General features: G+C 62.1%; 28 protein-coding genes and 1 pseudogene. 13 read left to right on the top strand and 16 right to left on the bottom strand.

Annotated elements, in window-relative coordinates; translation table 11 throughout:
• Nucleotides 1-27 precede the first annotated feature (27 nt).
• The 13 genes from ABW043_RS16725 to ABW043_RS16785 all read left to right on the top strand — a co-directional run bounded on the left by ABW043_RS16725 (nucleotide 28) and on the right by ABW043_RS16785 (nucleotide 8,203).
• Nucleotides 28-621 carry a hypothetical protein gene (locus ABW043_RS16725; protein WP_353922328.1) on the top strand — a complete coding sequence of 198 codons (594 nt, stop codon included), beginning with the start codon at nucleotides 28-30 and terminating at the stop codon, nucleotides 619-621.
• A complete protein-coding gene (locus ABW043_RS16730; RefSeq protein ID WP_353922329.1) occupies nucleotides 618-1,265 on the top strand; it encodes a hypothetical protein in 648 nt (215 codons plus the stop codon). The genes ABW043_RS16725 and ABW043_RS16730 overlap by 4 nt, the downstream gene beginning before the upstream one ends.
• A complete protein-coding gene (locus tag ABW043_RS16735) occupies nucleotides 1,262-1,687 on the top strand; it encodes a DUF6950 family protein (protein WP_353922330.1) in 426 nt (141 codons plus the stop codon). The genes ABW043_RS16730 and ABW043_RS16735 overlap by 4 nt, the downstream gene beginning before the upstream one ends.
• Complete coding sequence (locus ABW043_RS16740) at nucleotides 1,684-2,184, top strand: hypothetical protein (protein ID WP_353922331.1); 501 nt, start codon at nucleotides 1,684-1,686, stop codon at nucleotides 2,182-2,184. The genes ABW043_RS16735 and ABW043_RS16740 overlap by 4 nt, the downstream gene beginning before the upstream one ends.
• A gap of 918 nt (nucleotides 2,185-3,102) precedes the next feature.
• The gene (locus ABW043_RS16745) at nucleotides 3,103-5,334 is read left to right on the top strand and encodes a phage tail protein (RefSeq protein WP_353922332.1); all 2,232 of its coding nucleotides are present in this window, start codon (nucleotides 3,103-3,105) and stop codon (nucleotides 5,332-5,334) included.
• The gene (locus ABW043_RS16750) at nucleotides 5,334-5,603 is read left to right on the top strand and encodes a hypothetical protein (RefSeq protein WP_353922333.1); all 270 of its coding nucleotides are present in this window, start codon (nucleotides 5,334-5,336) and stop codon (nucleotides 5,601-5,603) included. The genes ABW043_RS16745 and ABW043_RS16750 overlap by 1 nt, the downstream gene beginning before the upstream one ends.
• Nucleotides 5,604-5,672: 69 nt before the next feature.
• Nucleotides 5,673-5,822, top strand: a complete 150-nt coding sequence (locus tag ABW043_RS16755; RefSeq protein ID WP_353922334.1) for a hypothetical protein — start codon at nucleotides 5,673-5,675, stop codon at nucleotides 5,820-5,822.
• Complete coding sequence (locus tag ABW043_RS16760; RefSeq protein ID WP_353922335.1) at nucleotides 5,819-6,349, top strand: hypothetical protein; 531 nt, start codon at nucleotides 5,819-5,821, stop codon at nucleotides 6,347-6,349. Before ABW043_RS16755 ends, ABW043_RS16760 begins: the two co-directional genes overlap by 4 nt.
• Nucleotides 6,336-6,653: a hypothetical protein gene (locus ABW043_RS16765; protein ID WP_353922336.1), complete on the top strand. Its 318-nt coding sequence runs from the start codon at nucleotides 6,336-6,338 to the stop codon at nucleotides 6,651-6,653. The genes ABW043_RS16760 and ABW043_RS16765 overlap by 14 nt, the downstream gene beginning before the upstream one ends.
• Entirely contained in the window at nucleotides 6,650-6,982 is a 333-nt protein-coding gene (locus ABW043_RS16770) for a hypothetical protein (RefSeq protein ID WP_353922337.1), read from the top strand. The genes ABW043_RS16765 and ABW043_RS16770 overlap by 4 nt, the downstream gene beginning before the upstream one ends.
• A complete protein-coding gene (locus ABW043_RS16775) occupies nucleotides 6,979-7,437 on the top strand; it encodes a M15 family metallopeptidase (protein WP_353922338.1) in 459 nt (152 codons plus the stop codon). The genes ABW043_RS16770 and ABW043_RS16775 overlap by 4 nt, the downstream gene beginning before the upstream one ends.
• A gap of 101 nt (nucleotides 7,438-7,538) precedes the next feature.
• On the top strand, nucleotides 7,539-7,826 hold the full coding sequence (locus ABW043_RS16780) for a hypothetical protein (RefSeq protein ID WP_353922339.1): 288 nt from the start codon (nucleotides 7,539-7,541) through the stop codon (nucleotides 7,824-7,826).
• Complete coding sequence (locus ABW043_RS16785) at nucleotides 7,823-8,203, top strand: hypothetical protein (protein ID WP_353922340.1); 381 nt, start codon at nucleotides 7,823-7,825, stop codon at nucleotides 8,201-8,203. The genes ABW043_RS16780 and ABW043_RS16785 overlap by 4 nt, the downstream gene beginning before the upstream one ends.
• A 1,550-nt stretch (nucleotides 8,204-9,753) precedes the next feature.
• On the opposite strand, the gene ABW043_RS16790 is transcribed toward ABW043_RS16785, so the two are convergent.
• The 16 genes and pseudogenes from ABW043_RS16790 to ABW043_RS16865 all read right to left on the bottom strand — a co-directional run bounded on the left by ABW043_RS16790 (nucleotide 9,754) and on the right by ABW043_RS16865 (nucleotide 18,520).
• A complete protein-coding gene (locus ABW043_RS16790; protein WP_353922341.1) occupies nucleotides 9,754-10,032 on the bottom strand; it encodes a hypothetical protein in 279 nt (92 codons plus the stop codon).
• Nucleotides 10,033-10,248: 216 nt separating this feature from the next.
• Nucleotides 10,249-11,283: a site-specific integrase gene (locus ABW043_RS16795; protein WP_353922342.1), complete on the bottom strand. Its 1,035-nt coding sequence runs from the start codon at nucleotides 11,281-11,283 to the stop codon at nucleotides 10,249-10,251.
• On the bottom strand, nucleotides 11,273-11,479 hold the full coding sequence (locus tag ABW043_RS16800; RefSeq protein ID WP_353922343.1) for a hypothetical protein: 207 nt from the start codon (nucleotides 11,477-11,479) through the stop codon (nucleotides 11,273-11,275). The genes ABW043_RS16795 and ABW043_RS16800 overlap by 11 nt, the downstream gene beginning before the upstream one ends.
• Before the next feature lie 26 nt (nucleotides 11,480-11,505).
• The gene (locus ABW043_RS16805) at nucleotides 11,506-11,928 is read right to left on the bottom strand and encodes a hypothetical protein (RefSeq protein WP_353922344.1); all 423 of its coding nucleotides are present in this window, start codon (nucleotides 11,926-11,928) and stop codon (nucleotides 11,506-11,508) included.
• Nucleotides 11,925-12,419 carry a hypothetical protein gene (locus ABW043_RS16810; protein ID WP_353922345.1) on the bottom strand — a complete coding sequence of 165 codons (495 nt, stop codon included), beginning with the start codon at nucleotides 12,417-12,419 and terminating at the stop codon, nucleotides 11,925-11,927. The genes ABW043_RS16805 and ABW043_RS16810 overlap by 4 nt, the downstream gene beginning before the upstream one ends.
• Nucleotides 12,419-12,637, bottom strand: a complete 219-nt coding sequence (locus tag ABW043_RS16815; RefSeq protein ID WP_353922346.1) for a hypothetical protein — start codon at nucleotides 12,635-12,637, stop codon at nucleotides 12,419-12,421. The genes ABW043_RS16810 and ABW043_RS16815 overlap by 1 nt, the downstream gene beginning before the upstream one ends.
• Nucleotides 12,638-12,650: 13 nt before the next feature.
• Nucleotides 12,651-13,571, bottom strand: coding sequence for a hypothetical protein (locus ABW043_RS16820; RefSeq protein WP_353922394.1), 921 nt, complete (start codon nucleotides 13,569-13,571; stop codon nucleotides 12,651-12,653).
• A 4-nt stretch (nucleotides 13,572-13,575) separates the two neighbouring features.
• Nucleotides 13,576-14,037: pseudogene (locus ABW043_RS16825) on the bottom strand (DNA cytosine methyltransferase); the annotation flags it as partial.
• 5 nt (nucleotides 14,038-14,042) lie between these two features.
• The gene (locus tag ABW043_RS16830) at nucleotides 14,043-14,507 is read right to left on the bottom strand and encodes a DUF551 domain-containing protein (RefSeq protein WP_353922347.1); all 465 of its coding nucleotides are present in this window, start codon (nucleotides 14,505-14,507) and stop codon (nucleotides 14,043-14,045) included.
• Entirely contained in the window at nucleotides 14,497-14,730 is a 234-nt protein-coding gene (locus ABW043_RS16835; RefSeq protein WP_353922348.1) for a hypothetical protein, read from the bottom strand. Before ABW043_RS16835 ends, ABW043_RS16830 begins: the two co-directional genes overlap by 11 nt.
• On the bottom strand, nucleotides 14,730-15,143 hold the full coding sequence (locus ABW043_RS16840; RefSeq protein ID WP_353922349.1) for a hypothetical protein: 414 nt from the start codon (nucleotides 15,141-15,143) through the stop codon (nucleotides 14,730-14,732). The genes ABW043_RS16835 and ABW043_RS16840 overlap by 1 nt, the downstream gene beginning before the upstream one ends.
• Nucleotides 15,140-15,496, bottom strand: a complete 357-nt coding sequence (locus ABW043_RS16845; RefSeq protein ID WP_353922350.1) for a hypothetical protein — start codon at nucleotides 15,494-15,496, stop codon at nucleotides 15,140-15,142. The genes ABW043_RS16840 and ABW043_RS16845 overlap by 4 nt, the downstream gene beginning before the upstream one ends.
• Nucleotides 15,497-15,818: 322 nt before the next feature.
• Nucleotides 15,819-16,739 carry a hypothetical protein gene (locus ABW043_RS16850; RefSeq protein WP_353922351.1) on the bottom strand — a complete coding sequence of 307 codons (921 nt, stop codon included), beginning with the start codon at nucleotides 16,737-16,739 and terminating at the stop codon, nucleotides 15,819-15,821.
• A complete protein-coding gene (locus ABW043_RS16855; RefSeq protein ID WP_353922352.1) occupies nucleotides 16,736-17,386 on the bottom strand; it encodes a hypothetical protein in 651 nt (216 codons plus the stop codon). The genes ABW043_RS16850 and ABW043_RS16855 overlap by 4 nt, the downstream gene beginning before the upstream one ends.
• Complete coding sequence (locus tag ABW043_RS16860) at nucleotides 17,383-17,760, bottom strand: DUF7736 domain-containing protein (RefSeq protein ID WP_353922353.1); 378 nt, start codon at nucleotides 17,758-17,760, stop codon at nucleotides 17,383-17,385. The genes ABW043_RS16855 and ABW043_RS16860 overlap by 4 nt, the downstream gene beginning before the upstream one ends.
• Complete coding sequence (locus ABW043_RS16865; RefSeq protein WP_353922354.1) at nucleotides 17,753-18,520, bottom strand: DUF5131 family protein; 768 nt, start codon at nucleotides 18,518-18,520, stop codon at nucleotides 17,753-17,755. Before ABW043_RS16865 ends, ABW043_RS16860 begins: the two co-directional genes overlap by 8 nt.
• Nucleotides 18,521-18,541: the final 21 nt, after the last annotated feature.

The raw sequence follows: 18,541 nt of genomic DNA on the forward strand, positions 1-18,541 counted from the left end.
CCGTCCCTGCGCACCATCCCGTGCGCGATGTCAGTCCAGGTCAGCCAAAGTTCGTTTCTCCAGGCGACGATCTATCCCCTGAATTTTGGCGGCATCTTGCGCCCCACGATGGGCGGCCCAGACCAGCTACTCAACCGCCTCGGCAACAGGTTCGGTGTGACGGTCGAGGTGGGGGAACTGTCCAGCTCCTCCCTGGAAGGACGCCGTCTCCGCCAGCAGCTTCTGCAAGGGCAGACGCAGGGGGTTATCTTCACCTTCCCGCAGGATGGCGGGGACACCGGCACTCAGGGCGTGCCCCGCGTGAATGGGGGTGCGCAAAGCGGCAACACGCTCGTAATCGACGGAGTCACGCCCGGCTACAACGCCTATGAAGGGCAGGCGATTAGCGTCAGTACCGCGGCCATCTGGTATCTCTATACGGTCAACGCCGCCGCTACGGCCAACGGATCAGGGCAGCTCACACTATCCATCACCCCGATGCTCAGGCGCTCCCCCAACGACAATGACATTGTGGAGCTGGAGACGCCTCTGATCGAAGGGTTCCTCACGTCCGACGTGTCGTGGGTCTACACGCCGGGCAATTGGCAAGGCATGTCGTTCACGATCGAGGAAACTAGATGAGCGTCCTCGATCCGGCACTTGATGCCGCGCTTTCCAGCGTTAGCCCCACCGTGTTCGGTGCGATCCGCGTGCACCTTCCGTCCGCCACGATCTGCCTGCTCGATGGGGCGGGGCAGTTATCGTTCGGCGGATATGATTACGCCGGGAGCGACCCGACCTACGGTACGATCGCGGCGATCGAGACATTGAGCGAGGGCATGGGGGATACCGCGCCTGCGCTGGCGATCACCTTTTTCCCGCCGTCCGATGCGGCTGCGGCTGATATGTCGTCCCCCGCTCACCAAGGCTCCCTGATCCACATCCATGCCGGCGCGATCAATCCCGCGACCGGCGCGGTGATAGGCGTCCACGAATTGATGACGCTTGAAATCGACGTGCCGACGCTACGGGCCGACAAGGGCACCCGTTCGCTCGAAATCGAGGCAGTATCCGTGTTCCAGCGCCTGTTCACGGATGACGAGGGCATCCGCCTGTCCCCCGATTTCCACAAGGATGTCTGGCCCGGAGAGACCGGCCTGGATGACATGAGTTCGGTTCCGCAGACGGACTATTGGGGTGCAGAAGCCCCCAGCGTGCCGATCTATTCCTATCCCGGTGGCGGGGGAGGCACGCCTTACGAAACCGGCCCGGTGTATCAGCCATGACGGAAATCGAGCTGCGCGTGAAGGCTGCGCAGGCGACGCTTGATCGCTTCAAGAGCAAGCCGCTCAAGTACGGCACGAACGATTGCGTGCGGATGGTGGCGATGCACCTGCGCAAGCTGGGCCATCGCGTGGTGCTGCCCGCGTCGGGCGCTTACACAACGGTCAAGTCCGGTTTGCGCGAGCTGAAAGCGCGCGGGTTCGCCAATCTGGCGGAGGCCATGGACTCGTTCGGGTTCGAGCGCATCGCGCCGGCTGCTGCCGTGGTCGGGGACGTGCTCATGCTGCCCGGCGATAGTGAGCTTGGTTCGATGGTGATCGCGTTGGGCAATGGCCGCGTGATCGGCTACCACGAGGACGCGAAAGGCGCCTGTACGCTGCAGCCGGTGGAGTATGCGGCGGCTTGGCGGGTGAGGGTGGTATGAGCGAGACCGAACTCTCTGCGGCGCGGATTCGCGTGGCCGAGCAGGAATATGCCGCTAATCTGGCGGACGCTGGTGAGCGCGTCCGATTCCAGGTCCAGTTGGCAGATCGCGCGCTTCAGGCCCTTATGCTCGCCCACGGCGGTGCGCTGATTGGCCTTTTCACCTTCGTGGGGAATGCGGGCCGTGATGCCGCGCTCCACTTCAGCGCCGGCCGCCTCAAGCTGGCGTTCGGGGCGTTTTGCATCGGGCTTGCCCTTGCGCTGGCGGCTCACATTTTGGCTTTCCTGTCGCAGGATCGATTCTACAATCAGGCGTTTCAGCAGGCGTGGCACGCGCAGAACATCGTTGCCGGCATGCCGCAGACCATCGACCCCGCCATCTTCGCAAAGCTCAATCGGCAGGGGATGGCATTCTATGGCGTCGGGCTGATTGTCGCGACGCTCTCGATTTTGCTGTTCGTCGGCGGCGCCGGGCTTGCGCTTTGGGCGGTGGTTTAGACGGCTCTCCGGGGCCGCCCTACGTTTTGATTTGATATACGCAGGAGCACGCGGCCGGCTGATCACAGGATAGCGAGGGAAGCAATTCGATCTCCGGAAACGATTTGGCGCGTCCAAAACGATCCCTCGCCCATTTGCACGAGCCCTCAAGAGATTGACCTTCACGCAAAACAACGCGGAACTCGACACCTGCATTGAACCATGTTTGTCGCAGTGATCGAGCCGAACCCACCGTCCTTATGATAACCCTGTACAGTTTATGCCACGACTCTCCGATGTCGGAACGCGCATCATCAGAGAGATAGTCAGATAGCCCGGGCAGCTTTTTGAAGTCCCTAAGCATCATGCGGCTATGCCAGTGCTTGGCGAGATATGCTGCAAAATCCTTTTCGAGAACTATCAGGTCAGATAGCTTGGCCGCCCGTAATATGAGTTGGGCTAGCGCTTCTTCTGTGAAGGGAGGGGCTACTCCGTAACCGTGATGGGATATGTCTCCGAGCGCTAAGTGGGCCTCGCTCACAGGCAGGCCGTGATATCCGAGGATAATGGCATCCTCCGCCCCCGCGCCCCGACTGCTCGCACTGTGACGGTAGATCCTGACCCAGCGCCAACCACGTCGATCGTGGTCATCGGAGAGCGAAAGGCGCTCACCGGGACGGACTGTATAACCGACATTCCGTTCGGGATTGCCTCGGTTCGAACCGGCGTATCGCGGTACTTGCCAAGGTTGAGAGCGATGCAGCCGGCGACCACATCGGGCGCCTTTGCAGAGACGGCCTCGGCGATGGGTTGCATTGAGCGGATGCCGGCACTGGTGTGACAGCTCGCCGTGAGCAGAAGGGGTATTAGAGCCAGCCACCGCATCTCACTCTCCTAACGGCGGTAACGGGCCAAGATCGCGCTCCATAGTCAAGTACTATGTCGAAAACCCTGCGGACCGCAGCTCTTATCGTGGGTGCGGTGGCGCTCGTCGGGACCGGCATCGGTGCGGCGGCGGGTGCCGGCATATTTGGAACCGTTGCCGCGGGATCAGCCACCGCCGCCGCTCTGGCGACCGTCGCGACCGTCACTGCATACGCATCGCTTGCCGCAGTAGGCCTTACGCTAGCCGCCGCTGTCACCGCCAAAAAGCCCCCCGGCGGCACGCAAACGGGCAATCCCCAGCAATTCACCGCCGACCCTAACGCGTTCGTCCCGTGCATCGTGGGCCAGTTCGCGACGAGCGGCGTGCTGGCGTTTCGCAAGACCTACGACACGGCTGACGACGGGACGAACGACCGGCGCGCGATGGTCGTCATCCTGTCGCTCGGGCTGATCAACAGCATCCTGAGCTTCACCGCCGACCGCACCGCCGTGACCTTCGACGCCGATGGCTATGCCAGTGCGCCATACGTCAACTACATGTGGCAGAAGACGCAACTCGGCGCGTCTCCCGAGGCTGCGGCGCTCGACTTCGGGCTGACCGCCGGCACGCCGCCGACATGGGATTCGTCGCGCAAGCTGTCCGGGCTGGCGGCGGCGGCATGGACCGTACGATTCGATCCACAGGCCAAGGTCTACCAGACCGGCATGCCGAACCCGCGTTGGGTGATCGAGGGCGTCATGGTCTACGACCCCCGGCTCGACAGCACCTATCCGGGCGGGTCGGGCTCGCACCGCTGGGATGACGAAAGCACCTGGACCTATAGCGAGAACGCGCATCTGCACGCGCTGTCCTATGTCATCGGGCGGCACCAGAACGGCAAGCGTGTGTTCGGCATCGGGGCGCCGATCAGCCAGATCGACGTGGCGAGCTTCGTCGATGGCGCGAACATCTCCGACCTGAACGGCTGGAAGGCCGCGGGGGCGATCTACAGCGGCGATGGCAAATGGGATACGCTGAAGCGGCTGCTGCAAGCCGGCATGGCCGAACCGATGCAGCTCGGCGCGCTCATCTCCTGCTTCACCAATGCGCCTAAGGTCAGCCTCGACACCGTGACGACCGCCGACGTGGTGGGCGCGGCAAGCGCAGCTGCGACACAGCCCCGGCGCGACCGAATAAACGGCATCGTTCCCCGCTATTGGCAGCCCGGAAACGACTGGCAATTCCTACCCGGCGAAGCGGTGCGCGTTTCCGCCTATGAGAGCACCGATGGCGGCCGGCGCACGAAGGAGGCGGATTACGCCTTCATCCCGGAAGATCATATCGGGACGGCATGCCGGTACGATATCGAGAATGCCCGCGAGTTCGGCCCGATCAGCCTGCCGCTCAAGATCCGGTGGATCGGCTACAAGCCGGGCGACTGCATCACGGTGACGCTGCCGGAGATTGGGCTCGTGTCGCAACAGGTGCTGCTGCTCAACCGCGACTTCGATCCGGTTCAGGGCGTGGCCTCGTTTACGGCGCGATCGGAGACCTACGCCAAGCATGCGTTCGCGCTGGGCCAGACGACGGTTGCACCGCCCACGCCCGGCGTATCGCTCGACCCGAGCATCCCGACCCCGCAATCCGGATCGTGGGCTATCACCGACAACAAGGTGACGACCACCGGCGATCCTGTCCCGGCGATCGTGATCGAGGGCGCCGTCGACACCACGGTCGCGGAATCGATCGTGTTCGAGTATCGGATCTATGATGCCGGCGCCGGCCCGGACGATAATTGGATCGTCTACGCCGAGACCCCTCCGCCGACGCTCAAGACGGTCATTACCAGCGTCCAGCCGACAACCTCCTATGAGGCGGCCGTGTCGTATCGTCGCCGTGGGTTCGTGGGCGAACGGCTTGTACTTGGGCCGGTCACGACGGAGACGCCGGTCTATCCCACGCAGCAGACGACGATATCGGGAGAGTGGAACACCACGATTACTGTGACGCTCGATCCCGGCGCCAGTGCAGTGTGCGAGGGTAAGATCAAGATCGCCACCTCGACCCTTGGCGGCACGCTTACCGCAGAATTACAGTACAGCGCATCCGGCACGGGCATATGGAATAATTTCGGCGCCGCTGGCAGTGATAGCATCGCGCCAGGTGATGGCGGAGTAGCTGTAGCGACCGGTACCCTCAACAACGCCACGACGGACATCACGACCTACCTGATCCGGCTCAACCCGTCCTACGGCATCGTGGAAGGGCCCGACTATTCGCAATCCTATCTGAGGGTGACCTACTGATGTGGCTGCTGATCAACGCCGACAACAGCTTGGCCGGGACGAGTGAGGAATCGCCTGTTCCCGGCCAAGGACAGCGTGCGATCGTTGCGCCCGTTGGCTATGGCGAAACGAGCGAGTGGACCTCAGAACATGGCGGCGGGTTCAAGGATATCGTTCCACCCGCACCGACCAAGGCGGAGAACCTGATCGAGGCGCTGTTGACGTGCCTTGAGGAGGCGGAGGTCATCACGGCGGCGCAGGCTGACGAGATACGGGCCTTCGCCGACTGACGGCGGTAACTTCGCTATGCCCCGCCCCATAGCCCTTGATCGCGCCACCCCGGCGCGCGGGAGGCTGAGATGTTCTGCAAGCTGCTCCAATTCCTGATCGAGCATGCACCGACGCCTGAAATCAAGGCGCATCTCCAGGCGGCCTATGATGCGCACTGCGGCGGCGCGGTCGCGAACAGCGGCGGCGGCGGCAATAATGGGCAAGATCCCGACCAGTGAACCTGGCGCTCGCCTTCAACAGCATGGTGTGCGCGGCTGCCGTGATTGCGGCTGCGCATGCGCCTGCCAGCGAACGGCGGGCTGCCGTGATCTGTGCTGCTTCATTGTTCCCAATATGGGCGCTCTACTCACTGTCGTTTGAGTATTCGACTAATCCAGCTCACTTCGCGTCAATGTTGCTTGGCTTCAAGGTGAAGAGCCCCGACCTGTGGTCTAGTTATGACCTAATCGGAGGCATTATCCCTCTCATTCTCGCGCGCCGTCTGCTATGGGGCAGACTGCTGTCTGCCACATTTTTTGCGGAGTTAATTCTGCACTGGATGCGCAAGCACGGATATGTCGAAAGGGTAATCTATTACGCCCTGCTAGACTTCGGTTTCTATGCGCAGGGAGCTATCTTCCTTGCCCTTGGGGGAGGTGGAATTGGCCGAAATATCGCCTTGGCTCTACGCCGCTTTCGCAGTCGCGGCCTATCTCCTCTTTTGGAGACCCAGCAAAAACGAGCGCTGATCCATGGTCGAGCATGACTCCGGCATGGCACGGGAGATTTATGTCGTGCTCGCGGCGGTCGCAGGATCGATCACCTCGCTGGGCTTCCTGTCGCTCAAGACCATGAGCCGCAACCAGATCTTGCTGGCGCTCTTCACGTCCTTTTCCTTCTCCTACTTCTTCGGCCCCGTGGTCGTTCGCGGGGTGCAATCCTGGGGAGCGGACTACCGGACGCAGGGCGCCCTTTTCTGGCTGCTCGCGACGGGCTCAAACACGTTCATCTCGCTGGCCATCAAATGGGGATCCCGCCTGTTCGGCTCTCAGCAGGAGCAGCCCAAATGACGCTGTATCTAATCCACCTTGCGACCGTGCTGGTCGGCGTCGCGATGATCGCTGTTCTGGTAGTGAAGGTCACGGTTTACCCGGACAACTTCAATTGGATCGAGCGCGCCGGGATGGCCATTTCGGCGGGCACCATCGTCTTGCGCTCACCCGCCATCATGAACTCTCCGGAGATAACGCCCTTCTCTGATTGGTCCACGCTGGTCTTCATGATCGGGCTTTTGATGATGCACGCTGGGCGACTGTTTCGGCTCCACAAGCACGCCAAGAAGGGCGACCGGGCCAGAGACGCCGCCGAACTCCACCTTCGCGCGAGGGGAAAACTATGAGCAGTCGGGACATCAGCGAGCTTCATCCGGTCGTCCGCGCCAAGTGTGAGGCGCATATGAAGGCGTGTGCAGCGGCCGGCATGCCGATCCGCATCACGGCGACGTATCGCTCCGTCGCGGAGCAGAACGCGCTCTATGCGCAGGGGCGTTCCAAGCCGGGCAAGATCGTCACGAACGCCAAGGGCGGCACGAGCTACCACAACTTCCGCCTCGCCTATGATGGCGTTCCCGAGAAGCTTCTGGCGCTCGACAACTGGGGCGACAACAAGAAGGACCAGGCTGTCGCGAACGCGGCGTGGGCGCTCTACGGCAAGCTTGCCAAAGAACAGGGCCTCGAGTGGGGCGGGGAGTGGCGCACGATCAAGGATCGGCCGCACTGCCAATGGACCGGCGGGCTCACGCTGGCGCAGCTCATACAGGGCGCGAAGATCCCCGGCGATACGAGGATGGCTTAACGGCCGACACGGTCAACCAGAATGGAGGCAATAATGCGTGAAGGACACGGCGGAATCGAAGGCTGGGGTGGTCACTATGGCGACGGTGGGAGTAAGGACTAATGGACGCTCTGCAATTCGCCTATTGGCTTAACGGCTTTGCCGAGCTGCACGAACAGCCGCCGACGCCTGAGCAGTGGGATGCGATCAAGGCGCATCTCGGGTTGGTGTTCAATAAGGTGACGCCGCCGCTGCGGGAATTGAGGCCTGTCGTGACGCCCCCGCTTCGGGCGGGCGACAATGCTGGCGATGTCCCGTGGTGGTTGCGTCAAGCACAGTGCGCCGCGGGCGATCCAAACGCCCTGAAACCTCGTGCCGAATGTCTTGCGGGTGGGTCTGACACTGTATGATCCCACTCGCCCTCTACCGCCTCGCCAAGCCGTTCCTGCCGTGGATCGCCGGGCTGGTAGCGGTTGTGGGCGTGGTGCTGTGGATCAGGGGAATGCGCGCGGAGATAGCCGACCTTAAGGTGAGCAATTCCCACCTTAACGAAGCGATCCAAGCCGAAAAGCTATCCCGAGAGCGCGACGTGGCTGGCCTCACCGCGCTTTCCTCCGGCTTGGCGAAGGTATCGACCGACAACCGGAAAGACGCTGCCATTTTAGCGGAGACGATCGATGCGAAGAATCCTGCGCCTAGCAGCCCCGGCCTTGCTGCTCTGCTCGATGGCCTGCGCGCCGCAGATCAAGACGGTAAGCGCATCCCCGCCGCCGGCTCTGGTCGCTGATCTGCCTGCTGAACCTGTCGTGCCCGCCGTTGCGAACGATGCGAGCGTGGGGCAGTACATCGTCGATCTGCGGGCGTTCGGGCGCGAGGTGGCTGCGAGATACCAGGCGCTTAGGGCTTGGGTAATTACGGGGAATTCCCGTAATTAGGTTCGGAGCGCCGGCCGCGTAATTCAGTGAGATTGGCCATTAGGCAGGCTGACGGATGAAAACCCGAAAGCCACCTGCGTAATGTCGCAGGAACTCCGTCCTAATAGGTCCCTCGGAAATCCGGGGTACGTGTCGGCTTGGCTTTTGGACGTTGCTTCTAGCCTTGCGGCCACGACCTACTCACCAATTTCGTCCGCCAGTCCGGACGCAGGAATCAATTCGGTCGGCCTCGGCTGCGCCACTGTACCTTCCTAGCTGCGGTCTAGCTGGAGTCTCACCAGTGCGGTCCTCCTTAGGTGCCGCCCTTCTCGGGTCGCCGCAGCAATTTCCCCCTACACGAATCGCGCGCGGTGTGCTAGCGGGAAGTATCATCTTGTCTGTTGAAGAGATGCTGAATTAACCTGCTTGCTTTGTCTCCGATCAGAGAGGAGCCGGGGCGCCGACCTGCGGCGGCCCAATCGCACGGGGGCTTTAGACCAGAAGCAATTCGAGGGAGAATAGGGTCCGTCATTACTGATCCGGTGCAACCGGCCTCCCTCCGGCCTGTCTTTTGACCATGCAATAAAATTTCGGAAATCACGCCACTCTTCACAAACGAAAACTCCACGCCCTCCATAATCACAATAGTTGTGATGGCGCGGAACGTGGCAGCGATAAATCATATACATCCAACTCATGTATAGGGGGTGATCGCTCAAACCCTTAGTGCTATGCGCGTCCTTGTTCGGCGGTGAGCAGCCGCAACTTGACACACGCCCACGCCGCAGGTCCGCAGTGGTAGCACTAGCGAAATTTCCGCACTGGCACACACAAAGCCATACAACTGTTTTGCGCTTCGCTGGTTTAGATCTTCCCAAAGCTTCAAGGCGACCAAAGCGCCACCCGCCTAAATCTATCATGTTGCGCATGCTATTCCCCGATAGCGTTAATCATGGCCTCGTATACACGATAAGCATCGGCTGAAGGCGACGATGTCTTGTCCAGCCATTCTGGCGGAAGCGCCCTCCCACCAGCGGCGCAAACAGTGTCATTGGGGACACGCATCGCGGTCAGTGCCGCCCGCGCCAGATTATGCCATCTCATAACTTCGGTCTTGAACCCGCGAGGTTGTTGCTCGCTTGATCTCCCCCAGTTGACCTCTTGCCCTGCGTTTTCGCAATCAGCCCTAAACAAGGATCTGGCTATCTGGTCTATGGCCGAATTGTCCACCAGCTCGCTTCGCAGGTCAGTCATGGCGGGATTCCTCCCGTAATATGCGCGCAGCTACGGCGGCCCTCTGCGCCATCATAAGGTTCTGCTCCTTGGTCCACGAATGATCGGGATTGGATGCTTCCCGCCATGATATGCGGGCAACCCTTTCCAGCCCCGCTATCAATTCCTCCATCTCGGCGCGCGCCATCTCTCAATCTCCCGAATGCCGTGGCGGGGTGGGGGTACGCTCCACACCCCAAGCGGTGAACCGCGGCGGCTCCCCGTTGGCCGGAGCCTCATGGTAGCGCAACTTTTTGTCGCTGCTGATCCATAGCTGGTGGGCCCGTCCGTCATCGCAATAGAAACCGATGTAGACGCCCCTGGCACTCATCGTTTCGACATGGACCATGCCGTCAGAAAAGCGAGCGATAAGTTCGTCGAAGTCGCCATTCTCCCGGGGGCGGAGCTCAAGCCATTTCTTCTCACTCACCAGCGCCTCCGTGGGGTTGGGGGAACGGGAATCGGTTTTCCAATCCCCGGCTACGTATTTGATTCAGAACGGTCGGTTTTTCCGCAACGGATGGCGAACATCCGCAGTTTTCCGGGAAATGTCCTTAAGCCCTTCTTAATTTTGCGGTCGAGCTATTAGCAGATTTCAGCCATTTCTAGAAACGGTTTTCCAATGGTTTGCTTGTTCCCGGTCGGTTCATTGCGTCTTCTCCCACTTCGCCATGGCGGTCTGACCGAGCTTGGCTTGCTGGCGACCCTTCGCATAATGCTCGACCATTTGAAGGGTTTGGCCGCTGATCGAGGCGGTCTCAGCCACGGTGCAGCCGCATTCCAGGAGTGAGTTGACCGCGTTCTTCCGCAGCCCATGCGGCACCACTTCAAACCCCAGCGCGGCGGCGAATCCCTGAAGCTGCGCTCTCAAGGTCTGCTTTGAGCGCGAGCGGCCATCCGGCCATATCAGCACAGGTCCGATGTCTCGGCGGATCGATGACAACTCGCGCTCAAGGGCGCTGTGTACAGGTATGACGAGTTGTCCCGTCTTGCTGCGCTGCGTTTTCTGTGGCGTGATCGTGATCGCCCCGTTTCGAATATCCTGCCACCGGATGCGCAGAACATCTCCGATACGAAGCGCGGTATAGTAGAGCAGATGCACCGCTAACCGGATTTGAGCATCTTCGGCCGCAAGCGCCTTCGTGAGCAGATCCTCGGGCCAAGGATCATGTTCACCGATTTCCTGTGGGTCAATATCGCGACAGGGATCGTTAGTGACGTGCTCCCGCTCGCGCGCCCATTTGTATAGTGCCCCGATCGTCCAGACGAGCAGGTTGGCGGCGCCCGGCTTGTTGGCCCGCTTATCGACCATCAGAATGATGTCCTTGCGCTCAACCAGATGGGCCGGCGCGGTGGGCATCGCCTCTCGAAATTGCTTGAGATAGATGCGGTAGGCCGTCTGCGAGCTGGGGGCCAGCTTGCGGAATTTGGCGCTGTTTTCGTAAAGCTCGATCAACTGCGTAATGGTGAGAGCGGCTGGATCGGCCTGCAAACTGGCGCGACGCTTCTTTGCCGCCATGAGGGCACCATAGGTCGCGCCGAACCCCGGCGATTTCGGATCGGGTAGCCGCTTGTAGATCGGTTTGCCGTTCGGCTTCGTCTGCCCCGTGTCGAAATAGTAATAGACACGCCCCTTCGAACGGACCCGCTTCGTGCCGGGAATAGAGGATTTATGCGGCATATAGCGGCTGGTCCTTGCGCCAATCGTGGCGTGCCTCACCCGCCAATTCTGCAAGATAGTCGTCAAGTGCCGCGCGCGACCAGTGCTCATGGTTGCCAAGCGGAACGGGGAGGGGAAGTTTTCCCGCGATCACCTCGCGCTCAAACTCCGTTGGCGTGAGGTCGCAATAAGCCGCCGCAGTGCCCTTCTTCATCATTCTCGGCCAGTCCGGGGCGTTTCGCATCACTCCGCCCCCCTCGCGCGCAAGGCGGCTGCACAGAGGGCTAGGGCCAATCCGCTGGTGGGCGTGGCATCCTTTGCGATGCCCGACGAAATGCCAGTGAAAATGTTGGGCTCTTCGAACAAATCGGGCCGTCCGACCCGCGCGTAAGGAAGGCCATCGGCTCCAATGTCCGATAGGTGCATGAGCACGCCGTATTGATCCAGAAGAGTCATCGCGGCGTCGATCGAGGCTGTGTAGCGCAATGCATCGCGCGCACTTCGGTAGAGCCCGTCCGAAGCGACGTAACCGACGCAGCCGCCCAGCCGATCCACCCTGCGCGCATCCGCCGGCACCAGAACCGCGATATGGATATCCGCATCCAGCTCCCGATCCGGCCCCATCGCCCTCTCGCAAGCACCCGCCATCTCCTCCAGCGCGCTCATGGCGTGGGGGCCTTGTTGGAGAGGGTAGGGCGCAGCCAATCCGGTAGAGGGACCATTGCCACCTCAAGTGCTTCCCGGATGACATGCCAGAAGGCCGCCCGCCATTTCGCCGTCTCTTCGCTATCCTCCGGCCAAGGATCAATCTCGATCGGGGTCATATTGAAGCCGAACGGCGTGCCGTGCGCACCGGCAGGCTTGGCGGGAATGCGGTTCAATTCGTACCGCACCTTCGCCCAAAAGTCGGGGCCGGCGAGCGTATAGATGACACCCGGCGCTTCAACGACAAAGGCACTGTCGTTCGGGAACAACCTTGATTGCAAGAACTCATGCCGCGGTGGAAGTGCCAGCATCATGCGATGGATCTTGTCGAGCGTCAGAGGCTCTTGCGGGGCCGTGTTGGCGACGACGGAGGTGCCCAGCGCGTTCATCATCAGCGCCTCCGATCGCCTCTGGAGGGCCGCTGCGATTTGATCTTTCGGCTTCTCCCCCATCACCCGCGCTCCTGCCCGAGGATGTGGGCCCGGACGGCGAGGCCGAGGGGGGTGAGCGCGGTTTCGCATTCGGTAAGCCCTTTACGCTCAAGAGCTTCCATCGTTCGGAGTGTGCCCACCCGAAGGAAGAGCTGCCCATGCGAGTGCTTTACTTCGCGCGTGATCGCCCTCCTCTGCGCCTCACTCAACCCATTCGCCATCGCGGTGATGTCGGTCATGCTGCGAGACCTTTCACAGAAGATTGCCCTGCGCCGGCGGAGGCGGCGAGCAGAGCGTCGAGAGCAAGGAACGCCCTTGCGAGAGCCAGCGGGTGAACTCCGTTTCCGCAGAGTCGCAGCGGGTCCACCCTGCCGGCCAGAACATCAGATATTCGGCGAACCTCACGTTCAACGAGCGCCGTGGTCGCCGCGTCCAGATCCCACGCCATCCCGCCGCGCCGCCCGATCGCTGCGACCACCGGCGGTAGGCCGATATTTCGGCGAGCAACGGCCCAGATATCGATCCGTCCGAGGGCGGGTCGGAGAAGGGGATCGGCGTCAAGGATGTCCAGCCATCGTACATCTGATGGGCCTGGGCAGATTGCTGGGACCAGGCTTCGGCTTGCCAGTCGAGCATGTCGAGCCGGCTCTTGCCGTCCTTGCGGATTACCGCCTGACCGCCGCCGCGGTACATCCGCGCCGTTGGTGTCGCCCAATGCGCCGCCTGCGCTGGCAACGGTGTCCCGCCCGCGCCGAAACTCTGGTTCGGGCGGCCCTTCTCGCCATCGGATGCCCGAGGCGTAGACCAACTCGTAGACTGTCCTTCCAGCGTCGGGCGCTCCTTGTTCCGATCGCCGCCGTCGCGTGTGTATTTCCCCTTCGCGACCCGAGGCGTCATCCAATGGCTCGCCTGATCGTCCAAGCTGACCTGTTGGCCCTTCGCCGCCCGCACCTCCGGTGGCATCGGTCCATGCAGCGCCATCGCCGCCCCCGGCGTGCGCCAAAGCATCGCCGCGTTCTCCAGTGTCAGCCCAAAGCCGTTCCCGCTCTTGCCCTTCGCTTTGCACTCGGCCTGTCGCGCGAGAAGCCGGTCTAGATCTGCTGCCGCAAACTGCTGCGCCGTCGCGGTCGGCCATGATGACGAGCCGCTCGCGCTGGTGGCTTGATCCGACATCCGAAGCTCGGACGATGCAGACCGCAACGCGGCAACCCAGTCTTTCCAGTGCCGGGACCGCAACGGCGAGCTGTCCGTCCGCATTCCCCGTGACGTTTTCGCGGAAGAAACGAGCAGCCCCGCTGTCGTCATAGATCTGGATGGCGCGCTCCAAGAGGAACCGCTCGTCGGCAGCGCCGAGCCCGCGGCCGGCGACGCTGTTGGGCTGGCAAGGGTCTCCCGAAGTGACGCAATGAACGACGCCACGCCACAGTCGAGCATCGAAGGTGGCAAGGTCAGACCAGATAGGCGCCGGAGCCAACTCTCCCGTTTCCATGCGCGCGGCCAGTGTTCCGGCCGCATATGCTTCCCTCTCCACGTAAGCGACGCAGCGCGCGCCAGGTCGGGCAAGCTCGACACCGAGTTCAAGCCCTCCGGCTCCGGCGCAGAGGGCAAGGGTGTGGTAAGGTTCGGGACGTAGAGCCATGTCACCTACCGCTCCCCATCGCGAGGGGGAGGGGGAAGGGGCATCCAGTGGGTGAACGGATTGTGCTTGCCGCCGACGAATTCGCCGAACGTGGCGCAGACCCACCCGGGCTTGTTTTCGCTGTGCCAGTCGCTGTCACAATGCGGGCCCATCTCTCCGCAATCATGCGGACGCAGCCCCCATGACACCGTCTCGCGGCCGCCCTGCTTGCGCCAGACGTCGATGACCGTCCCATCCTTCGGCGCGGTCTCGATCGGCTGCCAAGTTAACACATCCCCCTCGACATGTTCGCTTTTCGCCGTTTCGTTGACGGGTAGCGCGGAGAGGGCGGACGCGTCGACCGCTATGCCGATCGCCTCAAGCGCGCTCGTAAAAGCTGTGTCGTCATCGTGCCCAGCGTCTAGGACCGCGCGCATTTGGGCGGACGCGATCGCAACCTGTTCATCCGTTACCACCACCTCAACCGACATCATCGCCTCCTTCAGGCTGGAGGGCGCGCGGTTCATCCTTGAACCAGCAAAAGCGTTCGCGCGGCCAGTGAATGTAATGGTGGGCGCCACCGACCTCGCCGTCATACCGGCTGACCACGAGCACCGTGTTGTTGGCTGTCCAGAACCACGTCTTCACGCGATCGTATGTCACCTGCGACGTGCTATCGTCTCGGTAGAGCGTCAGCTTGCGTTCGGCGCGCATTATTCGCCTCCTTCGGATTGGACGCGGATGGCGGCGGCTTGGGCTCGATCCCATGCGCTGGACAGCATCTCAAAGAGATGGGTTTCCTCGTCCATCGCGATCACGATCTTGCAGCCGAAGTCACCCAACGGGCCGCTGACCATACTGGTCGTCGAGCGCATCGCTATCGCCAGCTCATCCCGCCCAATCACCCGCTCTGCATCCGCTGCTGGGGCGAGGAGGGAGAGGATCTGGTCGGAGATGGCGAGACTGTCCGCGACAACCTCGTCAGCCTGTCGCGAGTAGAGCGCGACGAAATCAAAGCTGATCTCGCGCCCCTCCCATGACTTCTTGCGCTCCAATAGGCGAACGCGCTCCTGCCAAGCCGCCGGATCGACCATCCCCGCCACCGCTTCTCGGGTCGGGCGCGTCATGCTGGGTTCCGATCGCGATATGTGTCGGGCCTATAGCTCTCCGGCTCAACGTCGTATGGATGCGCGGACATCGTGTGATCGCCACCGGGATAGGCAAAGATCACGTAGGCCCGGTTATTTTCGACGAAGAAGGCGGGCTTTCCGCACACGGTGATAGGGTCGCCGAAGCGCGGCGGGTCATCAGGCTCTCTCCGGCAACTGGCCATCTTCAAGAACTGGCCGAACGTGTAGCCGTTGAACACGTCGCAGCGCCATGTGTCGGCCAGTGCCCGCCCGCGTGACGGCGCGACCATCACCTCGTTGGCCCAATCAGACACGAGGACGCGCCAGCGCTTGAGCATGAAGCCGCTCACTCCACCTCTCCTTGCGTGCCGGCGGGGACGGAGGGGCGATATTCGGTCGGCCAATTGTATGGGCGCGCGCGGCGCTCTACCGTCTCAAGCCAAGCCCAGCCGCCACGCTTTCCGACGTGGTCAGACCAATGGCCCAGCCGAACGGGCCGCCACGCAAACCAGCGGTGCCAGTCCTCTGACGGCCGTAGCTTTCGGTCGGCCCATGACATTAACATCAACACGGGGACAACCGGCAGGATCACCACCGCTGCCACCGCCACGACCGGCACGGCGAAGGGGGCAATAAGCCAACCTTGGACCCGCTCAGAGGGTGCGCGCCACCTCACTTCGACCCCTCCGCCACGGCGGGATCGAGGGCGGCGAGGATGGCGTCGCGAGGCTCATCATGGAAAACCTCCGCGATCATGCGCTCGCACGGTTCTGCCTGCCAATGTCCAACGACCCGCCAACCGACATCTGCATCGCCGCCGCCAGTCGGTACGTCGAAGCAGCGCAGATCCCAACTTTCCTCGCGAAGCTTGTTGAGGAGATCGGTATCCGTGATCTCCCTCGCCCCATCCACCGCCACCGCAGGCGAGGGGGAGAGGGCTGCTTGCTCCCGGCGAACATCGTCGCCGCAGATGCAATCGCAGGGCTCTCGCCGAACAGATATATTCTCGCCGGTCCAAATTCCCCCGCTGGCAAATTCCTGCCAGCCTGAATCATCGCACTTCTGGCATGGCTCCTCCCCACCCACCGCTCCGGCTGTGCGGGAGAGGGCTTCGCGGGCGCGGCGATACCTGAAACAGAGCATGTACCGGTCATCGCAATGGCCGCAGCTTATCTGCTCCACATCGGATGAGGCGATGCCCAACGCGCATTCCGTGCGGATTTCGGCAAACGGCTGTAGCGCCTCCTCCAGCACCCGGATGCGTGCTTGGGCGGTGGTGAGGGCGTTGCCGATCTTGATGATCGTCTCGCGCTCAACAGTCGGCGCGTGCAGTGCCGGTGCGGGGGTGTCTACGGGTTCGTGGCTAGCTTCGAAGATTGCCCGCTCGACGTTCCACCTCTCCCCAGCGACACCGATCGGAATATAGTCGCCGTAACGCAGAGGGTGTTCGCCCTCCAACGTCTTGAGAAACCATTCGCCGTGCCCGTGCGCAACGTCGGCGATATTGCCCTTCTGGTAGCAGCCTTCGGGAATTTGATGGGGCGGCAAGAACTGCTCGGCCTCGACGAGAGCCGTTTTGCGATACTTGCTCATACGACCATCTCCGCAGGCTTAGGGGTGATACCCGGCTGGAACCTATTGTCCTTGCCGGTCAGTGCGGCATGCCAATTGGCGAGCGCGGCGGCGGTGCTGATCGTGTGGTGCTTGGCCTTCTCGATATCGCCACGACAGGCAGCATCGGCGGCCTTCTGCGCGAGATAGCCAATCAGCCAGAACCAATCGAACGGCGTCTTGCCGGCATCGTGATCAACACCCCAGCGCTCGCGTTGATGAGCGGCTTCGATCGGCACGCCAGCCATGAAGTCGGCAGTCTCAGGCGTGTTGATGATCTTCGCCCGAAGCTCTTTTTCCACCTCCCCGGCGCGCTCCTCGGCTATGGCTGGCTGCCGATCACGAAAGCGCTGCCACTTGCGGATGATAACGGCGCGCTCTTCCTCGGTATGGCGGACCCAATCATATAGGGATGGCCATGTGAACGACTCGCCGAATGCAACGCCGTCAACATTTTCCCCGGCGCGCTCCTCGGCGGCGGTGAGGGCGACATCGCAAAGATCACGGAAGCCAGCGTTGGTAGCAGCCTTCTCTTGCTTCCCGGCCTTGGTGTGCTCATCGGCATAGAACGCGAACTGGTCGCGACACTTCCGCAGGGCATCACGCGTCGTTGTGAGTTCGGCTGTCATTGCTCACGCTCCCCAATCAGTCGGACTAGCGTTTCCACCGGGTGCTGCTCACGGGCACGCGAGCCCTTGGTGACCGGAACGAGCGCGCCAAGCTGAGCGCGGATGTCAGCGACCAAAGCGCGCCAGTCTGCCGGCTTCTCGACGGCGAGCTGCGGGTATTGCGCCTTAACCGCCGCGATCAGTGCCGCCTTGATGCCCGGATCGACGAACTCGTGCGTCCAGACGGCATGCCCGAGAAGCCATTCCGCCGCCTCGTGGACAATGCCGAACCCGTCCTCGCAGAGCAGGATGCCGCATGTCAGCGATGCGAGCGCGCAGGGGTCGAGGTGCTTGATTTCGCCAGCATCGGCCACCTTCAATTCCTGCTCAACCATTGGGCTTGTCCTGCTGGGGGAGGGCGGGGCGATTGAAATAGGTCTGGCCGTCCAGATCGTGGCCGCCCTTGTCGGCGCCGCGACCGCCCACCTGCTTGAAGTTGAAGACGCGGCCGCGCTCGCCTGCCTGATCGCGCAGGCTACGCGCCCAATCGAGGTTCATCGGCCGGGCATTTCTGCCGCTTTCACCGCCGACAATGATCCAATCTGGCGCGTCGTCGTCCACGATCACGGGACCCAGGAGCGGCTCGAAGCTTCCGAAGGTAAACAGCGCCCCTAGCGATTCACCGGCATCCCGCAGCTTGCGGGCGTCACGGTCGTAATCGCGCTGGTCGCCAAAGGTAGCGCCAAGGGCTGCGTTCGGCGGAAATCCTCCACACTCCATCGCCATGCCGATCGCGTTTCCAATCCGCTTCGACAGGTAGAGCATAACAAGGTTGGGGCACTCGGCGGCGCGCATAAACGCCTCCCGCCGCCATGACATTGGCACCCGGTTATCCCAGATGTCGCCAAGGCTCAGAGAGAAGACGAAGGCCGGCTTACCAGCCTCGCCGGCTAGGCGATTCCACTTGCGCAGTTGCGCCCATGTAGAGTCGGAAGTGCGAACACGATCGCCGTCATTGCCCCAGACGACGCGACCGTAGCGCGTGTCCATGAGGGCTTCGGCATAGCAGTTATCGCAGGGCGAACCGACCTTGGTGCAGCCGATCCATGGGTTCCACGTGTGATCTGCCCATTCGATCTTCGTGTTCTCAGCCACGGCTATCCCTCCTATCCCAAA

The organism is Devosia sp., from assembly GCF_040509215.1.
Taxonomy (GTDB): domain Bacteria; phylum Pseudomonadota; class Alphaproteobacteria; order Rhizobiales; family Devosiaceae; genus Devosia.

Coding starts and splice junctions, on each gene's coding strand:
- ABW043_RS16725 (WP_353922328.1), top strand. CDS start 28: ATGTCAGTCCAGGTCAGCCAAAGTTCGTTTCTCCAGGCGACGATCTAT.
- ABW043_RS16730 (WP_353922329.1), top strand. CDS start 618: ATGAGCGTCCTCGATCCGGCACTTGATGCCGCGCTTTCCAGCGTTAGC.
- ABW043_RS16735 (WP_353922330.1), top strand. CDS start 1,262: ATGACGGAAATCGAGCTGCGCGTGAAGGCTGCGCAGGCGACGCTTGAT.
- ABW043_RS16740 (WP_353922331.1), top strand. CDS start 1,684: ATGAGCGAGACCGAACTCTCTGCGGCGCGGATTCGCGTGGCCGAGCAG.
- ABW043_RS16745 (WP_353922332.1), top strand. CDS start 3,103: ATGTCGAAAACCCTGCGGACCGCAGCTCTTATCGTGGGTGCGGTGGCG.
- ABW043_RS16750 (WP_353922333.1), top strand. CDS start 5,334: ATGTGGCTGCTGATCAACGCCGACAACAGCTTGGCCGGGACGAGTGAG.
- ABW043_RS16755 (WP_353922334.1), top strand. CDS start 5,673: ATGTTCTGCAAGCTGCTCCAATTCCTGATCGAGCATGCACCGACGCCT.
- ABW043_RS16765 (WP_353922336.1), top strand. CDS start 6,336: ATGGTCGAGCATGACTCCGGCATGGCACGGGAGATTTATGTCGTGCTC.
- ABW043_RS16770 (WP_353922337.1), top strand. CDS start 6,650: ATGACGCTGTATCTAATCCACCTTGCGACCGTGCTGGTCGGCGTCGCG.
- ABW043_RS16775 (WP_353922338.1), top strand. CDS start 6,979: ATGAGCAGTCGGGACATCAGCGAGCTTCATCCGGTCGTCCGCGCCAAG.
- ABW043_RS16780 (WP_353922339.1), top strand. CDS start 7,539: ATGGACGCTCTGCAATTCGCCTATTGGCTTAACGGCTTTGCCGAGCTG.
- ABW043_RS16785 (WP_353922340.1), top strand. CDS start 7,823: ATGATCCCACTCGCCCTCTACCGCCTCGCCAAGCCGTTCCTGCCGTGG.
- ABW043_RS16795 (WP_353922342.1), bottom strand. CDS start 11,283: ATGCCGCATAAATCCTCTATTCCCGGCACGAAGCGGGTCCGTTCGAAG.
- ABW043_RS16800 (WP_353922343.1), bottom strand. CDS start 11,479: ATGATGAAGAAGGGCACTGCGGCGGCTTATTGCGACCTCACGCCAACG.
- ABW043_RS16805 (WP_353922344.1), bottom strand. CDS start 11,928: ATGAGCGCGCTGGAGGAGATGGCGGGTGCTTGCGAGAGGGCGATGGGG.
- ABW043_RS16810 (WP_353922345.1), bottom strand. CDS start 12,419: ATGGGGGAGAAGCCGAAAGATCAAATCGCAGCGGCCCTCCAGAGGCGA.
- ABW043_RS16815 (WP_353922346.1), bottom strand. CDS start 12,637: ATGACCGACATCACCGCGATGGCGAATGGGTTGAGTGAGGCGCAGAGG.
- ABW043_RS16820 (WP_353922394.1), bottom strand. CDS start 13,571: ATGTCGGATCAAGCCACCAGCGCGAGCGGCTCGTCATCATGGCCGACC.
- ABW043_RS16830 (WP_353922347.1), bottom strand. CDS start 14,507: ATGTCGGTTGAGGTGGTGGTAACGGATGAACAGGTTGCGATCGCGTCC.
- ABW043_RS16835 (WP_353922348.1), bottom strand. CDS start 14,730: ATGCGCGCCGAACGCAAGCTGACGCTCTACCGAGACGATAGCACGTCG.
- ABW043_RS16840 (WP_353922349.1), bottom strand. CDS start 15,143: ATGACGCGCCCGACCCGAGAAGCGGTGGCGGGGATGGTCGATCCGGCG.
- ABW043_RS16850 (WP_353922351.1), bottom strand. CDS start 16,739: ATGAGCAAGTATCGCAAAACGGCTCTCGTCGAGGCCGAGCAGTTCTTG.
- ABW043_RS16855 (WP_353922352.1), bottom strand. CDS start 17,386: ATGACAGCCGAACTCACAACGACGCGTGATGCCCTGCGGAAGTGTCGC.
- ABW043_RS16860 (WP_353922353.1), bottom strand. CDS start 17,760: ATGGTTGAGCAGGAATTGAAGGTGGCCGATGCTGGCGAAATCAAGCAC.